General features: G+C 52.2%; 15 protein-coding genes. 9 read left to right on the top strand and 6 right to left on the bottom strand.

The window, feature by feature from the left end:
* The first annotated feature begins 101 nt into the window (after nt 1–101).
* The 8 genes from ACTHPM_RS22795 (at nt 102) to ACTHPM_RS22760 (ending at nt 6,700) form a co-directional block, all read left to right on the top strand.
* Complete coding sequence (locus ACTHPM_RS22795) at nt 102–1,052, top strand: CAP domain-containing protein (RefSeq protein ID WP_440397750.1); 951 nt, start codon at nt 102–104, stop codon at nt 1,050–1,052.
* A 175-nt stretch (nt 1,053–1,227) separates the two neighbouring features.
* Nucleotides 1,228–2,193: an ABC transporter ATP-binding protein gene (locus ACTHPM_RS22790; protein WP_440397749.1), complete on the top strand. Its 966-nt coding sequence runs from the start codon at nt 1,228–1,230 to the stop codon at nt 2,191–2,193.
* Entirely contained in the window at nt 2,186–2,932 is a 747-nt protein-coding gene (locus ACTHPM_RS22785) for an ABC transporter permease (RefSeq protein WP_440397748.1), read from the top strand. Before ACTHPM_RS22790 ends, ACTHPM_RS22785 begins: the two co-directional genes overlap by 8 nt.
* A gap of 45 nt (nt 2,933–2,977) precedes the next feature.
* Nucleotides 2,978–3,385, top strand: a complete 408-nt coding sequence (locus tag ACTHPM_RS22780) for a GntR family transcriptional regulator (RefSeq protein WP_440397747.1) — start codon at nt 2,978–2,980, stop codon at nt 3,383–3,385.
* Nucleotides 3,363–4,061: an ABC transporter ATP-binding protein gene (locus ACTHPM_RS22775; RefSeq protein WP_440397746.1), complete on the top strand. Its 699-nt coding sequence runs from the start codon at nt 3,363–3,365 to the stop codon at nt 4,059–4,061. The genes ACTHPM_RS22780 and ACTHPM_RS22775 overlap by 23 nt, the downstream gene beginning before the upstream one ends.
* The gene (locus ACTHPM_RS22770; RefSeq protein WP_440397745.1) at nt 4,058–4,798 is read left to right on the top strand and encodes a hypothetical protein; all 741 of its coding nucleotides are present in this window, start codon (nt 4,058–4,060) and stop codon (nt 4,796–4,798) included. Before ACTHPM_RS22775 ends, ACTHPM_RS22770 begins: the two co-directional genes overlap by 4 nt.
* Before the next feature lie 288 nt (nt 4,799–5,086).
* Entirely contained in the window at nt 5,087–5,938 is an 852-nt protein-coding gene (locus ACTHPM_RS22765; protein WP_440397744.1) for a MurR/RpiR family transcriptional regulator, read from the top strand.
* 246 nt (nt 5,939–6,184) lie between these two features.
* Nucleotides 6,185–6,700: a mismatch-specific DNA-glycosylase gene (locus ACTHPM_RS22760; RefSeq protein ID WP_440397743.1), complete on the top strand. Its 516-nt coding sequence runs from the start codon at nt 6,185–6,187 to the stop codon at nt 6,698–6,700.
* Nucleotides 6,701–6,894: 194 nt separating this feature from the next.
* Here ACTHPM_RS22760 and qoxD read toward each other — a convergent pair whose 3' ends face one another.
* Genes qoxD through qoxA form a run of 4 tightly spaced genes read right to left on the bottom strand, consistent with a single transcriptional unit; the run spans nt 6,895 to nt 10,669 of the window.
* Nucleotides 6,895–7,179, bottom strand: coding sequence for a cytochrome aa3 quinol oxidase subunit IV (gene qoxD / locus ACTHPM_RS22755; RefSeq protein WP_440397742.1), 285 nt, complete (start codon nt 7,177–7,179; stop codon nt 6,895–6,897).
* A 1-nt stretch (nt 7,180) separates the two neighbouring features.
* A complete protein-coding gene (gene qoxC / locus ACTHPM_RS22750; RefSeq protein ID WP_440397741.1) occupies nt 7,181–7,777 on the bottom strand; it encodes a cytochrome aa3 quinol oxidase subunit III in 597 nt (198 codons plus the stop codon).
* Nucleotides 7,774–9,720: a cytochrome aa3 quinol oxidase subunit I gene (gene qoxB / locus ACTHPM_RS22745; RefSeq protein ID WP_440397740.1), complete on the bottom strand. Its 1,947-nt coding sequence runs from the start codon at nt 9,718–9,720 to the stop codon at nt 7,774–7,776. The genes qoxC and qoxB overlap by 4 nt, the downstream gene beginning before the upstream one ends.
* A gap of 28 nt (nt 9,721–9,748) precedes the next feature.
* Complete coding sequence (gene qoxA, locus ACTHPM_RS22740) at nt 9,749–10,669, bottom strand: cytochrome aa3 quinol oxidase subunit II (protein WP_440397808.1); 921 nt, start codon at nt 10,667–10,669, stop codon at nt 9,749–9,751.
* Between the two features lie 463 nt (nt 10,670–11,132).
* Here qoxA and ACTHPM_RS22735 point away from each other — a divergent pair, with 463 nt between their 5' ends.
* Nucleotides 11,133–11,861 (top strand): HAD family hydrolase, encoded by a 729-nt coding sequence (locus tag ACTHPM_RS22735; RefSeq protein ID WP_440397739.1) that lies wholly within the window; start codon nt 11,133–11,135, stop codon nt 11,859–11,861.
* A 93-nt stretch (nt 11,862–11,954) separates the two neighbouring features.
* On the opposite strand, the gene ACTHPM_RS22730 is transcribed toward ACTHPM_RS22735, so the two are convergent.
* Nucleotides 11,955–13,934, bottom strand: a complete 1,980-nt coding sequence (locus ACTHPM_RS22730) for a DUF2339 domain-containing protein (protein ID WP_440397738.1) — start codon at nt 13,932–13,934, stop codon at nt 11,955–11,957.
* Nucleotides 13,935–14,026: 92 nt separating this feature from the next.
* Nucleotides 14,027–14,947 carry an AEC family transporter gene (locus ACTHPM_RS22725; RefSeq protein ID WP_440397737.1) on the bottom strand — a complete coding sequence of 307 codons (921 nt, stop codon included), beginning with the start codon at nt 14,945–14,947 and terminating at the stop codon, nt 14,027–14,029.
* Nucleotides 14,948–15,047 lie beyond the last annotated feature (100 nt).

The following is a 15,047-nucleotide window of genomic DNA, read 5'->3' as shown; positions in this document are numbered from 1 at the left end:
TACTGGGGTTATTTTTGCGTTTAACTCAGAAAAAAGATGGATTTTGTCGAAAATATACATAGGCAAATCCAGAAAACGGAAGAGTGGGAGGAGATTGAAAGATGAAGAAGAAGCGGCTTATTGGCCTGGGACCAGGCGCGCGGCGATTGGTGTTGGCCTCGGTCATGGCGGCAGGGCTGTTAGGCGGCAATGCGCTCACCGACCGGGCATACGCGGCGGCAGATGCGGGCATTACACCCGAGCAGAGCAGCGCGCTGGCACAGCTGAATGGAATTCGAGCGAAGCTTGGCCTGCCGTCCCTGAAGCATAACGCCCATATGTCCAAGGCGGCGAAGCTTCATGCGGAATATTACAATGCAAACCGCGGGACAACAGCCTCTTTGGATGCCCACCGTGAAATTAAAGGGCTGCCGGGCTTCAGGGGAATCACGGTTGTCGACCGCCTGAAGGCGTCCGGCTGGTTACCTGGCCCCTATGGGTATATGACCGGGGAGGTCATGCATTATGAACAGGCAAGCATCAAGGAAGCAGTAGAGGGCTGGCTCGACACGGCATATCATCGTGAAATTATCCTCAGTCATCGATACCAGGAGGTCGGAATGGGCTTGGCGAAGGGAACGGCCGTGCTGGATATGGCCGGACCGTACGACCCTGCTCCCATCAAGGGAGGCATCGCAGTATATCCCTATGACAGTATGAAGAATGTCGGCCTTGGGTTTTATGGACTGGAAAATCCGAACCCGATCGGCAAGTTTCATGTCAAGGCTACTGGGTACATCATATCGGCAACAACCCAGAAAGAGATGGTATGGCATCAAGCCAGGATAACGGACTCAAACGGAAGAGAAATGCCGTATTTCGAGGAGCTTCACGGCAAGGATACGCTGTTTCTCTATCCGAAGTCCGTCTTGAGGAGCAACCATACATATCATGTTTCGCTGTCGTATGAAATGAAAGGAAGCCCGGGGAAAAAACAAAAGAAATGGTCGTTTACGACGGGAGAGGCCTCAAAGCAGGATATCCAGGCGGCTTCATCCGCCGGGACGAAATAGGCTACAGATCCGATCAAGATCCCGATAGTATGTTGATACATGAACTTCAGACAACCGTCCCTACCAAAGAGGGCGGTTTTTTTCTTTGGCAGGATCGTCATAGAAAATAGGCTTTACACAGTCAATGTTCTAGTGTACTATCTTACTATAACACTGACACAAAGGAGATGTGAGCATGAACCATCCTATGGATATAGAGGCAGATGCCGTAGTTTTATCGTTGAGGGGCGTCTCCAAGAAGATTGGCAGCAAAACAATCGTCGACCAGCTTTCGTTTGATGTCCGGGAGGGAGAGGTTGTCGGGCTGCTCGGGCCAAACGGCGCCGGAAAGACGACCACCATCCGCATGATTGCCGGACTCATCCAGATGACGGAGGGGGACGTCTTCGTCCGCGGCAGCAGCATCCGTCATGAGTGGAAGAAGGCTATCCGTCATATCGGGGCGATCATCGAGAACCCGGAGTTTTATCCCTATATGACAGGATACGATAACTTGAAGCAGTACCAACGGATGAACGACTGGATTAGCAATGACCGGATTGATGAGGTCGTTAAGCTGGTAGGACTTGAACAGGCCATGAAGAAAAAGGTGAAGGCATACTCGCTGGGCATGCGCCAGCGTCTGGGAATCGCACAAGCCCTGCTTCACGAGCCGTCCGTACTCATTCTGGATGAGCCGACGAACGGCCTCGATCCCGCCGGCATCCGCGAAATGCGCGATTACCTCAAAACGATTGCCCGCGAGGAGGGGATCTCCATTCTCGTATCGAGCCATCTCCTTCTGGAAATGGAGCAGCTGTGCAGCCGGGTCGTGGTGATTCAGGAGGGCAAGCTGGTTACGGTGCGTGCCATCGGCGAGAACCGTGCAGCCGATCGTGATGAGAAGAACTTCGTGCGCGTGATGTTCCGCGTCGACCGATTGGATGAAGCAAGAAAGGTGCTGGAGGGACAAGAAAAGGTTGAAGTTCTGCAGGTATCCGAGGAACAGGGCGAGGTCCTTATCGCAATGCGTTACAAGGACATTCCGGATATCGTGACCGCGCTCGGCGCCGCACAGGTTCCGATCTATCAAATCACGGAGCTGAAACAATCGCTCGAAGACGAATTCTTGAAATGGACGGGAGGAAACCGCATTGCATAGTTTTTATAACCTCGTAGTTAACGAATGGCTGAAAATGTCCAAGAAACGCAGCTTTTTCATTCCTTACGCGATCATTGCCGTTGTGGCGGTTCTGGTAGCCTGGGTGTTCAAACGCTGGGGAGGCGGGGCTGTGTCGGCGTGGGATTATACGACAATGATGTCCGGAACCAGCGGCTTCGGCCAGTTCGCGGCCATGCTGGCCATCATTTTCACGGCAGGCATCGTGTCGAGCGAGCATGGGCAGGGAACGATTAAATTCTTGCTTATCCGCGGGCAGAGCCGGGTTAAAGTCCTGGCATCGAAGTATGCGGCGGCGCTGCTCTTTACCTTGTCGCTGATCGTATGGCTGAACGTCATCAGCTTCGCGGCAGGGGCTCTGTGGTTCAGCTCGGAGATTCCGGAAGGAGCGTGGAAGGACATTCTGATTGCAGGCGGCAGCTCGCTTGTTTATAGTATTGTGTTTATGACCTTGGGCTTTATGATGGGGGTGCTGACCCGCTCTATGGGAGCAGCGATGGGCGTAGGCATGGCTGCTGTCTTCCTCAGCGGCATCACGATTCCCAAAAGCTTTTACAAATTTGTGCTGTTTCCGAACACAGATTTGTCGGTTTACGCCCAGGGCGGACATCCGCCGCTGCCGGGCATGACGCTCCCCTTTTCGATCGTGATCCTGGCGGTGTATATTGTCTTGTTTCTTGGAGCGAGCTTTGTTACGTTTAAAAGACGTGATATTGCCTGATGCAGCCAGGAGGCGAAAAGCTGACGGCGAAAGGAGTCTATCCATTTGAGCATCGAATTTGACAACAATTTGCCGATCTATCTCCAAATCATGAACCATATCAAGCGGCAGATCGTATCCGGTCTGCTGCAGCCTGGCGATAAGATCCCTTCTGTGAGAGAGCTTGCGGCGGATATGCAGATTAACCCCAACACCATTCAGCGGACGTTTCAGGAATTGGAGCGCGAGGAAGTGGTCGAAACGAGACGCGGACTTGGGAGATATGTGACAAGTGAGGAATCCAAAATTATGGCGATCAAAAAGGAAATGGCAGGCGATCTGATTCATCAGTTTATCCACGGCATGCAGGAGCTGGGCTTCAAAAGCCAGGATATCGTCACCATCGTGAAGGAAGCGGTGGCCGGGGCGAACCGGAAGGAGGAGCAACCGGATGGACACATTGCTGAAGGTTAGCGGCGTATCCAAGGCGTACGGCTCCCGGAAGGCGCTTGATAACGTCAGCTTTGAGATCGGTACAGGCAAAATCATCGGCCTTCTCGGCTCGAACGGAAGCGGGAAAAGCACGCTGATGCAGATCATTGCCGGCCTTACCCCTGCCTCAGCCGGCGAGGCTTCGGTGCTCGGAAAGGCGATCGGCAGGGAGACGAAAGGCCTGATTTCCTATATGCCGGACCGTCCGCTTACGGAAAGCTGGATGAAGGTAAGGGATGCGATTGCTTTTTATAAGGATTTTTATGCCGATTTCGACATGGACAAAGCACGCGAAATGCTCGGTTTCATGAACCTTGACGAGAAGAGCAGCGTCGGCGTCCTGTCCAAGGGGATGAACGAAAGGCTGCAGCTCACGCTGGCTCTCTCCAGGAACGTGAATCTGTATCTGCTGGATGAGCCGATCGGCGGCGTGGACCCGGTTGCCCGCGATAAAATTCTGGATGCGATCGTGCGCTTCTACAGGGAGGACAGCAGCCTGATCGTCTGCACGCACTTAGTCACAGATATGGAGCGCATTTTTGACGAGGTCATGTTCTTAAAAGGCGGTAGCATCGCGCTGCATGAAGAGGTGGAGAGTATTCGCATCAAGCATGGAAGGAGCGTCGACGATATGTTCAAAGAGGTGTTCGGCGAATGATCAAGCTGCTCAAATATGATTTGCGGCGGACGATGAGTCTGCTGCTGGCTGTGGCGGTCATGCTGATTCTGGCTGAGTTGATACTGATTTGGTCTCCTTTAGGGTTTGAGGTTAAGATTGTACTCGCGGTTCTCTTCAATTTCGCGGCTGCGGTCATCTTCACCATCAACAATCTGCGGGTGTTCGACTACAATATCAAATCTGTGAGCCGCCGGCTGCTGCCGGTAAGCACGCTTTCGTACGTGTGGTCTTCCCTGATTTATGGCGTCCTCAATACGCTGGCTTTAATGCTGATAGCGGGCGGGGCCGCATTGTATTTTATCCGTAATTTCGATACTTTCGCTTTGGGCGATGCTTTTCACTTTCCCGCTTATATCTGGGCAGGCATCGTAGTGGAAGCAGCTTTGGTGACGGTCTATGGTTTTATCATGTTTTATATGGTTATTGCGCTGGCCCGCAGTCTGACAAGAAAGGGCGTGCTTTGGGTCGGATTGCTCCTGTTCATCGTTCTGTCCATCGTGATTGACTGGGTGGAGAATCTGCTGTTCGGCACGAGCTCTTCGGAGTTCTCAAATCTGGTATCCTTCCAAGTGAAGAACGGCGTACTGACGCATGATACGGTTTCAGCCGGAATGGGCTTGAATGCGATAGGCTCCTTCGTATTCGAGCTGCTGCTCTGCGCCATATTCCTGATGGTCATTAAGTGGTGCGTTGAGAAGAAAATCGAAGCGAAGTAACCGAAGGCTCTTGGAAAAAGGGAACCTGCCGTGGATCATCCACAGGCGGGTTCTTTTGATATCGGGGGTGGGAAAAGCCGGTAAACACGGCTTCCCGTACCGGATTACCCCTTGCATGCGGCTGCTTGCAAAGCTTTTCGGAAGCCGATACAATAGAATTATCTAACAGGCGGAATTAACCTTCATATTGCAATGCGATGGAATGAATCTCCTAGATAAAATTACAGATAAGCATATATATTCGAAACGTTGAAGTGAAACGGGAAGGGGACGAAACGCTTGCCAAGCATGCAGGAGATGGGAAAGACGCTGCTCAGCATCCGGAGCCATTTTAACGGACTGACCAAGACCGAGCAGAAGGTCGCGCAGTATATTCTCGAGAACGCGCAGGATTTGATCTATGATTCGGTCACGGAGCTGGCGGAGAAGGCCGACGTCGGAGAGACGACGGTGCTGCGTTTTTGCCGCAAAATGAAGTTTCAGGGCTTTCAGGATTTCAAGCTCTCCCTGGCGCAGGATCTGGTCAAACCGACGGATCACATTCATGAGGAAATCGCGGAGGATGATGATCCGCTGACGCTGAGCCATAAGGTTATCGGTACGCATCTGAGAACGCTGGAGCAGACCCGGGAACTGGTGAATGAGGACCAGCTGAACCAGGCGATCCAGGCGCTGACGGAAGCCGCGAGCATCCAATTTTTCGGCGTCGGTTCCTCGGGGTTGACGGCTACGCAGGGAGCGCACAGCTTTGCGAGGATCGGGAAAAACAGCATTGCGAATATGGATACCCACTTCCAGGCGATGCAGGCATCCCTTATGAATAAAGGCGATGTGGCTGTGGGGCTTTCCATCTCGGGAAGCACGAAGGACACGATCGACAACCTGAGTGTTGCCAAAAAAGCCGGGGCCCGCATCATTGCCATTACGAGCAATGCGCGTTCGCCGATCACCAAGGTGGCGGATATCGTTTTGATCATGGTCGGCAGGGAGAACCCGCTGCAGGGAAGCTCGCTTGCGGCTAAAATGTCCCAGCTTGCTATTATCGATATTCTGAATGTGGCCGTTTCCCTCCAATTGAAGAGCGAGGCGATCAAATACAGAGAAATCACGGCGAAGGCCACATCGGACAAGCTGTACTAGAATGCGGGTGCAGTTTCTATTAGAAGGACTCTCGGGCGAGAGTCCTTTTGTTATGGCTGGTAACGGGGGCGGTTCGTATGCACAGGTCTCGGGTAACTGAATATACGGCGACTACACAAACCATGAACACATGAACCCCATATCACATGAATCTAATGAGGCTTCGATTCTTGGCTGAAAGGCATTGGCAAGCTGACCAAGCAAGTCTTTCGGTCCGCTGCAAGCCAAATCATAGGAGGTGGCATCATGCCGGAAATACCGGATCATCTCGATCAGGGGCTTTCTGTTTTGTTTATCGGCTTTAATCCAAGCCTGGTGTCCGGAGAAACCGGTCATCATTACGCGAATCCGCGCAACAACTTTTATCGGATCCTATACCGGGCGGGACTCACCCCGCGGCAGTATGACGCATCCGAGGACCAGAACCTGCTGAAGCTCGGGTACGGCTTTACCAATATCGTCGCCCGCCCGACGCGAGGCATCGACGATATCGACCGCAGCGAGTATGCGGAGGGAAGGAAGATTCTGCATGCGAAGCTGCAGCAATACCGGCCGAAGGTCGCCTGCTTCGTGGGCAAGGGCGTCTATACCGAGTACAGCAAAAAATCCAAGGTGGACTGGGGTTTTCAACCGAACCCGGTCATCCCGGAAATTCACGAATTTGTGGCGCCGTCATCCAGCGGCCTGGTACGGATGCCGATGGACGAGATCGTGGGCATTTACCGCCGACTGGCAGAGTATATAGAGGAGAACGGGGAGTAAGCTCGGATGAAGAGATTTCACTGGAAAGCCGCGCGACGCGATTGGAACTGCGACTGGCCGCGTAGCGCTGTATCGCAGAAGAGTGATCGTATTTTTGAAAATAAGTTCTTCGAAAGGCCAGATACAGTAGCTTATAACATAAAAGAAGCTGCCCCATTCGGGACAGCTTCTTTCTTTTCTCTGTTTTTCTAACCTTATCTAAATCCCCAAATCATCGTAAACAGCGTACCGAAGACCGTAACGAGGCCGACGAACACGGCGTATGCGACGTTGAGATACAGCGACTTCTTCGAGGAAGTTTCGCCGATGTGCATGAACAGCACCAGCTGCAAGGATGCTTGAATCGCTGCACAGATGATCAGAATGACCATCGCGGCGGTAAACGTCAGGTCCCAGTAAATAACACCCAGTGCCACGAATGAAAGGACCAGCGAGAAGATATATCCCATCACGTGACGTATCGGGAATAATCGTGCCATATTACATCAATCCTTTCAGGTAGACAAAGCTGAAGATGAAGATCCAGACCACATCAAGAAAGTGCCAGTACAGCGAGAAGATAAACGACTTGTTGGCTGTTTCATCCGTAAAGCCTTGACGTTTGATTTGAATCAGGATACCAGCCCCCCACAGGAAGCCCATGGTCACGTGAAGACCGTGAGTGCCGAGGAGGACGAACAAGCTGGACAGGAAGGCGCTGGTTTGCAGCGTGGCACCTTCATGAACATAATTCACGAATTCGGTAATCTCGATGCCGAGGAAGCCGAGTCCCAGGAGCAGCGTGATGCCGAAAAAGATCATCATCGGCTTCTTCATCCCGAGGCGCATGGCATGGATGCCAAGGCCGCAGGTGAAGCTGCTGGTCAAGAGAAGAATCGTTTCCCAGATGACACCGTTGATCTCAAAGAGATCGTTACCGGTCGGGCCGCTGCCCGTGCGGTTCCATAGAGTCAGGTATACCGCGAACAGCGTTGAGAACAGGACAATTTCAGCGCCGAGGAAAAGCCAGAAGCCGAAGATTTTATTGCTGTTCTCTTCCGTTCTGTATTCCAGCGGCAGTGCATCATTTATTTTCATACGGAATCACCCCGCAGTTTCTGTTCGGTAGCAGCAATTTCCTTCGCCGAAATGTGATATCCATGATCGCGTTCGAAGGAACGAACCGCCAGCATGATCACCACACCTACGCCTGCGATGATCGCAGGAATGAACCAGCTGAAGACCAGGAAGAAGCCGGCAAGGAACATAATTACGCCAAGAATAAATGGCTGGCCGCTGTTATTAGGCATATGAATCTCTTCATAAGGACCCTCTTTGTAAAGAGGTACGTTATGCTTTTTGGAATGCCAGAAAGCATCTTGCGATTCAACTTGAGGTACTTTGGCAAAGTTGTAAACCGGAACCGGGCTTGGCGTACTCCACTCGAGCGTACGTGCATCCCATGGATCCCCGTTCTCATCGCGTGGGCTGTGACGGAAGCTGTAGTAGAAGTTGTAGCACAGAACCACGAAACCGACAGCGAGTACGAACGCGCCAATCGTTGCAATCAAGTTCAGCGGACCAAAGCCGGTGTCGGCCGAATAGGTGTACATCCGGCGCGTCATCCCTTGCAATCCAAGGAAGAACAGCGGCATGAACGCTACGTTGAAGCCGACGACGATCAGCCAGAAGGCTAATTTGGCACGGGCTTCGTTAAGCCGGAAGCCAAAGAGTTTAGGGAACCAGTAGTGAAGTCCTGCAAGCACCCCGAACACCGTACCCGGAATCAGTACATAGTGGAAGTGGGCAACCAGGAACATCGTATTGTGGTACTGGTAATCGGCACTGGCCATCGCAAGCATAACGCCCGTAACGCCGCCGAAAGTAAAGATCGGAATAAAGGCCATGGCGTACAGCATCGGAGAGGTGAAGGAAATCTTGCCTTTCCTTAGCGTAAACAGCCAGTTGAATATTTTAACCCCGGTCGGAACGGCAATAAGCATGGTCGTAATCGAGAAGAAGCCGTTGACCATAGCTCCGGCACCCATCGTATAGAAGTGATGCGCCCATACGAGGAAGGACAGGAGCGAGATGATGACCATACTGAACACCATCGATTTGTATCCGTACAAATTCTTTTTCGAGAAGGTTGAAATAATATCACTGAATATACCGAAGGCCGGCAAAATAACGATATATACTTCAGGATGGCCCCATACCCAGAACAAGTTGGCCCAGAGCATATCCATACCACCGTTTGCCATGGTGAAGAATTGGCTGCCGAAGATCCGGTCGAACATCATCAAGGCAAGCGCTACGGTCAGAACCGGGAACGCGAACAGGATGATAACGTTCGTAATCAGAACAGACCAGGTGAACATCGGCATACGCATCAGTTTCATGCCCGGTGCACGCATTTTCAGGATCGTCACGATGAAGTTAACGCCAGTCATCAATGTACCGATACCGGAAATTTGCAGTGCAAGCGAGTAGAAGTTGTTACCTACGGTCGGGCTGAATTCAAGGCTTGCTAGCGGGAAGTATGCGGACCAGCCGGCATCCGGCGATCCCCCGATGACAAACGAGATGTTGAACAGCATGGCTCCAGCGAAGAAGAGCCAGAAGCTGACAGCATTCAGTCTTGGAAAAGCAACGTCGCGCGCGCCGATTTGCAGCGGTACGACTACGTTCATAAGTCCGATGACGAAAGGCATCGCCATGAACAGGATCATAATGACCCCGTGCGTTGTGAAAATTTCGTTGTAATGCTGGGAGTCCAGGAATCCGGATTCCGGAACCGCAAGCTGCGTACGCATCAACAGGGCGTCAACGCCGCCGCGGAACAGCATGATCAGAGCGGATAAAATATACATGACGCCAATACGTTTATGGTCAACGGTGGTCAACCATTCGCGCCACAGATATCCCCACTTCTTAAAATAGGTCAATCCGACGAGGATGGCGATGGATACGAGCACGATACTGACCATTGCTCCGTAAATCATCGGCTCACCGGTTACAAAAAATTCGTCCCATTTCATGCCAGTTTAGTCTCCTTTCTCCATGATCTTAATGTCCACTTTGCATGGACGAATTGTCTTTCATGTCCATATTGCTATGATCCATATCGCTCATATCGCTATGATCTGCAGGCTCCTTGCCGGAGTCTGTGTTTTCAGTCTTGCTGTTACCGTCATGCCCGTGTTCGGACATGTCCATAGGAGCCGGCGAGAAGTCAAGGTGGGTAGAAGTATACGATTTGCGGCCGACGATATCCGTCTTCAGCAGCTTGTTAAACTCCTGCTCGTTGAGCTCCGGTGCGGTATCCTTCACGTCTTTGACCCATTTGCTGTATTCGGCAGGCGTTTGAGCCAGCACTTCGAATTCCATTTGGGCGAAGCCTTTACCGGAGAAGTTCGAGTTTTTACCCATAAATGAACCTTCATGTTCGGCAACCAAGTTCAGCTTGGTGACCATGTCGCTCATGGCGTATTTCTGACCGCCGAGCTGCGGTACCCAGAAGCTTGTGATCGGACCGTAAGAGTAGAGTCGGAACTCGACCGGACGGTTCGTCGGAATATTCACGTAATTGACCGTTTCAATATTCTCTTCAGGATAGCTGAAATGCCATTTCCAGTTCGACGAAGCTGCATAAATGACAAGCGGCTTTTGAGTTTCGTAGCCGGCTGGCACCTTTTCAACAGCATTGGTCGTCTGGACGGTGACAACGGAGAGAATAGCTACGATAATGATCGGGATCACCGTCCAAATCAACTCCAGCCATTTATTTCCCTCCATGTGGGGCGGTTCATAATCATCGCTTGTTTTGCTGGCACGGTATTTGGTCAGCATCACGACAAATAAGATGTAAACAACAAGCAAAACAAAAGCCATCATCAGAATCGAGAAAATAATGGTGTCGGACTGCGTTTTGGCAACCGGCCCCTTCGGATTCAGTACAACCATGGAATCACATCCACTGAGAAGCATGATGATGGAAATAAGTATGGAAGTAAAAAGCCATCTTTTTTTGTTTTTCACGGGAAACTCCTTTCTAGCATGTCTTTATTGCTGAGCTTTGGATTATTCGCGAATCCTCATAGCCCTAGCATAGTAATCTGGGAAATCGAAAACAAATATAAGAAAATACATATTTACCATTAAAATACAATTATTCTGTGATAAACTTCACATTCTCCCGAAAAAAACGCCAAATACAACGATTAACCGCTGAAAAGGGGCAAATTCAGCGATTTTCATTTTTGTTCATAATTGGGCGGGACGAGAACGGTTGTGCCAGTTCTGTCACAATTGAAAGGGGTTTAGCGTACTCCTCAGAGCTTGCCTCCAGATCAAAAGAAGACGGAAAGCGGCGTGGCCATTGAGGAAATGTGCTAAAATAGACATAAATTCGGATGCTGTAACAAAAATCACAATATAAAGAGGAGAAGCGATGGAAGAAAAGAAAAAGGGCTCGAAGGGAATTTTCTTCGATGTGGATGATACACTTTATGACCATTTACAGCCATTGAGACAAGCGCTGGAGTCTGTGCTGGCTACTGGCGATGCATTTCCGTACGAAGCGGTTTACCATCGATTTCGTTATTACAGCGACGCGTTGTCAGCCAAGCATGGCGGATTAAACGCAGCGGGCGCGGAGCGGGATCTGCAGGAAATGAGGATGAAGCGAGCGATGCTGGCTCTTGCCGAATTCGGGATCGATGTAACGCCAGAGCAAGCTGCACGGATCCAGGACGAATATTTGAAGGGACAATTTCGAATCACGCCTTTTCCGGAGGCGGTACAGCTCATCCGCAGGCTTCAGGCTGCCGGGCACGTGGTCGGGCTGATTACGAACGGACCGGCAGAGCATCAAATGGCCAAAATGAAAGCCCTTGGAATGGATGCGTTGATTCCTGAGGAATACAGGTTCATCTCGGGAGCCGTCGGTTATGACAAGCCCGATCCCCGGTTGTTTCGACATGTGAATGAACGGACGGGAACGGAACCGGAGCGGAGCATGTATATCGGGGACTCATGGAGAAACGATGTCGTAGGGGCGCTTGAAGCCGGCTGGACGGCCATTTGGTTGAATCACCGGCACGCTGGACCGGAATCCGGACACAAACCGCATTATCATGTTGCCAGTTACGGTGAGCTTACGGATATACTGCTGTCCTAGAGCTATAAAGGCCTGCAGGTAGCGGACGACAAAAAACAGACGCAATCCCGGTGAGGAGGAATGCGTCTGTTTTGTAGTTGATAAAGCAATTATTTACGGCTCCACAGCTGCCTCATCCGAAGTTGGGGCGGCCGATGGGTTGTTCTTGCGTTTGTACAGGAGCCTGGACACGACCATTCCCAATGCGCCGAGACCGATAAACAGGATAGCCCGAACGGCGACGGATACGCCCGGCAAATCCACGATAATGACCTTCACCAGGGTCAGGAAGAGCAGTCCGATGCCGGCGATGCGAACCATGGTTCTTTGAATGATCATTCCGCAGACGATCACCGCGATGGCATAAAGCGCCCATACCGCCGACAGAATCAGGTGCCGCAAGTCATAACTGAGGTCCCGGGTCAGCACATTCGTGATTTGAGTGATAAAGATAATGGCGAGCAGGGCATCCACCCACATGAGGATATCCGGCAGCTTGTCGGCACGGTCCTGCCCGGACAGGTAGCGGATGACATAAGACAACAGGCAAATGCTCAGCAGCAAAATGAGCCAGGACACGGTCGGTGCTGAAATAACGTCTTCGATGACCAGGAAGAGCGTTCCAAACAGGCCATATAAAAACACCACGGCTGACGTAATTTGCTGCACAAGATTTTTCAGTTTAAAGCCTACGATCAATCCGGCCGTGCCAATGACGGTGGCAGCCGCAGGAGAGTAGCTTTGGTTCAATATATCCAGCGCCCACAGGAACCAGGCAGCCGTCGCGATGGAAATGAACACGGGAGGACGCTCACCCTTTAAGTGTTTACCCAAGGCGGCAAGGCTGTATAGGAGCGCCCAGGCAATCAGCATCAGCGGACGCCAATGAATGGAATCTTCCGTAAATGGATACAGGGCATAAATCCACAGCGCCAGAAGCCCATATCCCGGAAACAGCGACAAGGCTTCATCCAGCTTGCGGCGGCTGGGCCCGAAATAGGCATAGGCCAGCAGCACGGCATGCTGAATGAACACGGCTGCAATGAAGATATGGCGGCTTTCGCCGAAATCGTCTGCCGCAAAGCCGATCAGAAGCGGCAGATGCAGTACCCCCACCGCCACGAAGTAGGCGGCGCGGAAGTCGAACTTCAGAGCGACGGCAATCATCGCCAGCGAGAACAACGCCTCGTAGCCTGTGAAAACCCAGACGTTTGGATCGGCGGAATGCACAAGAAAGGGAATCAGGTACCCGGCGACCGTCGCGATAATGATCAGCGTCTGGGACCGGTGGCGCAAGGCCGTGAAGACGCATAATGCGATGGACAAAATATAGAGTGCAAAAGCCAGCCACGAAGGAATCAGCTCGTATAGCTCATGGGCAGCGAACACCGATAAAATCAAAATTCCGACCGAACCGCCGAGAAGGACCTGCCCCAGCGCCTCGCGCCCCCGGCGGATTTGCCTTTCTCCGAGCCAGTACATCGCTGCGGCGACCAGAATTCCGAGAAGGCAGCGTACGGGTTCGGTCAAATAACCCGCGCTGACGGCGGCCGTGAAGCCCCACAGCACGCCCAGCAGGAGCACCACGATAAAAATGCGCGGCAGCCAGACGCGGGCGATCAGATGCTCCCAATCCTTAGGCGCTTTGGGCTCCTGAGGAGGAAGGGGCCGCTGCCGGATAAAATCGTACGGAGGAAACTTCGAATCCCCCGGCGCTCCGCTTGGCTGCCCCGGCCCGGCTCCTTGCGCTTGCTGGTAACCGTAAGGCGGATGGCTCTGATAGGGCTGGCCTTGATTCGGATGGCCTGCGCTTCCGGGCGGAGGATATCCCGGCATGCCTTGCTGCTGTCCATATTCCGGAGCCGGCTGCTGCGGAGGATAGGGCTGCCTTGGCATGCCTTGCGGGCCATAAGCGGCGTAGCCTGGAGGCATCCCCGCGTTTCCTGGAGAGACGGTGTGATACGCCCCCTCTCCGGTTGGTGCTTCGGCAGGACGCTCTACGCCTCGCCTGACTTGACGCAGCTCGGCAAGCTCGCGCTGCATTTCCTGCATCGCTGCCTCGAGCTGTTCGATCCTTTTTTCCAGTAAATCCAATGGATATTCACCCCTGGCAATCCAAATTTATGTACTTCTGTCTGCTGTACATAATATACCATAGGAGGCCCGGTAATGAATCTTAGAACGCCTTAAAACATTTTCGCGAGCGAAATCAGCCCGGTGATGGTCACGACGTTGAGCAGGGTGGAGAGAAGCACGGTCTGCGCGGCGAAATCAGGCTCGCTTGCATATTCCTCGGCAAGGATGGAGGTGTTGACGCCTGTTGGCATGCCGGATGCGATGAGGAGCGCCTGCGCGGGAATCCCTTTCAGACCCAAGGCAAACACAAGCCCGCAGCCGATCGCGGGCCCGATGAGAAGACGGACGATTAAGCTGATATAGATATCCAGCCGGTACAGCCGGAGCGGATATTTGACAATTTGAGCCCCGAGTGTGAGCAATGCCACGGCAACCATGGATTGCTGGGCGTATGTTAAAGGCTGTGACACGAAGACGGGGAGCGGAGCATGCAGCGCGTGCAGCAGCAGACCCAGTACCAACGCGTAGGGAACGGGCATCTTCAGAAATCCGATGATCATGCTCCGGTAGTTTCCCTTCATCTTCGCCCCTTGAATCGCGATGACGCCATAGGTGAAGGTCAGGAGACTCTGCAGCGACATGATCAATGCCTGCATGGAGGCGGCCAGCGGGTCTCCCTTGAACACCAGGGAGTTGATCGGCATCCCGTAATTGCCGGAATTGTCGAGCATAATGCTGTTGTTGAAAGCCGCCTTCATGCTGGGGGGGAATTTAAGGGAGCGGGCTATACCCGAACCCAAGAGGTAGAGAATAAGCACATACAGCGCATAAAACATAACGACGGTGCCAAGCAGGCTGCCGGACATATCCGAATGATACATACTCATGAAAACGGCCGCAGGCGTAATACAATAGAAATTGATTTTGGCAAGGGTATATAAGTCCAGACGGAAAACCCGCTGCATCAGGGAACCGAATCCGATTAACACGAACACGGGCAGCACCACTTCAAGTAAAATCGTAGCAATCATTAGCTCAGCTTCCTTTAATCATCATGATGTCTTTGGAACCTATCCATTATAGCACCCTTTGGAAGCTGGCAGGGGTGTAAAACCTCACGCCTTTTTATTG

This window comes from Paenibacillus sp. SAFN-054, from assembly GCF_051966755.1.
Taxonomy (GTDB): Bacteria; Bacillota; Bacilli; order Paenibacillales; family Paenibacillaceae; genus Paenibacillus_AQ.
The sequence above is the reverse complement of the archived record's forward strand: the minus strand, read 5'-3'. Positions and strand labels throughout refer to the sequence as shown.

What these genes read in the sequence shown, in the direction of transcription:
- ACTHPM_RS22795 (WP_440397750.1), top strand. Translation starts at nt 102, where the DNA reads ATGAAGAAGAAGCGGCTTATTGGCCTGGGACCAGGCGCGCGGCGATTG.
- ACTHPM_RS22790 (WP_440397749.1), top strand. Translation starts at nt 1,228, where the DNA reads ATGAACCATCCTATGGATATAGAGGCAGATGCCGTAGTTTTATCGTTG.
- ACTHPM_RS22775 (WP_440397746.1), top strand. Translation starts at nt 3,363, where the DNA reads ATGGACACATTGCTGAAGGTTAGCGGCGTATCCAAGGCGTACGGCTCC.
- ACTHPM_RS22770 (WP_440397745.1), top strand. Translation starts at nt 4,058, where the DNA reads ATGATCAAGCTGCTCAAATATGATTTGCGGCGGACGATGAGTCTGCTG.
- ACTHPM_RS22765 (WP_440397744.1), top strand. Translation starts at nt 5,087, where the DNA reads ATGCAGGAGATGGGAAAGACGCTGCTCAGCATCCGGAGCCATTTTAAC.
- ACTHPM_RS22760 (WP_440397743.1), top strand. Translation starts at nt 6,185, where the DNA reads ATGCCGGAAATACCGGATCATCTCGATCAGGGGCTTTCTGTTTTGTTT.
- qoxD (WP_440397742.1), bottom strand. Translation starts at nt 7,179, where the DNA reads ATGGCACGATTATTCCCGATACGTCACGTGATGGGATATATCTTCTCG.
- qoxC (WP_440397741.1), bottom strand. Translation starts at nt 7,777, where the DNA reads ATGAAAATAAATGATGCACTGCCGCTGGAATACAGAACGGAAGAGAAC.
- qoxB (WP_440397740.1), bottom strand. Translation starts at nt 9,720, where the DNA reads ATGAAATGGGACGAATTTTTTGTAACCGGTGAGCCGATGATTTACGGA.
- qoxA (WP_440397808.1), bottom strand. Translation starts at nt 10,669, where the DNA reads ATGCTTCTCAGTGGATGTGATTCCATGGTTGTACTGAATCCGAAGGGG.
- ACTHPM_RS22735 (WP_440397739.1), top strand. Translation starts at nt 11,133, where the DNA reads ATGGAAGAAAAGAAAAAGGGCTCGAAGGGAATTTTCTTCGATGTGGAT.
- ACTHPM_RS22725 (WP_440397737.1), bottom strand. Translation starts at nt 14,947, where the DNA reads ATGATTGCTACGATTTTACTTGAAGTGGTGCTGCCCGTGTTCGTGTTA.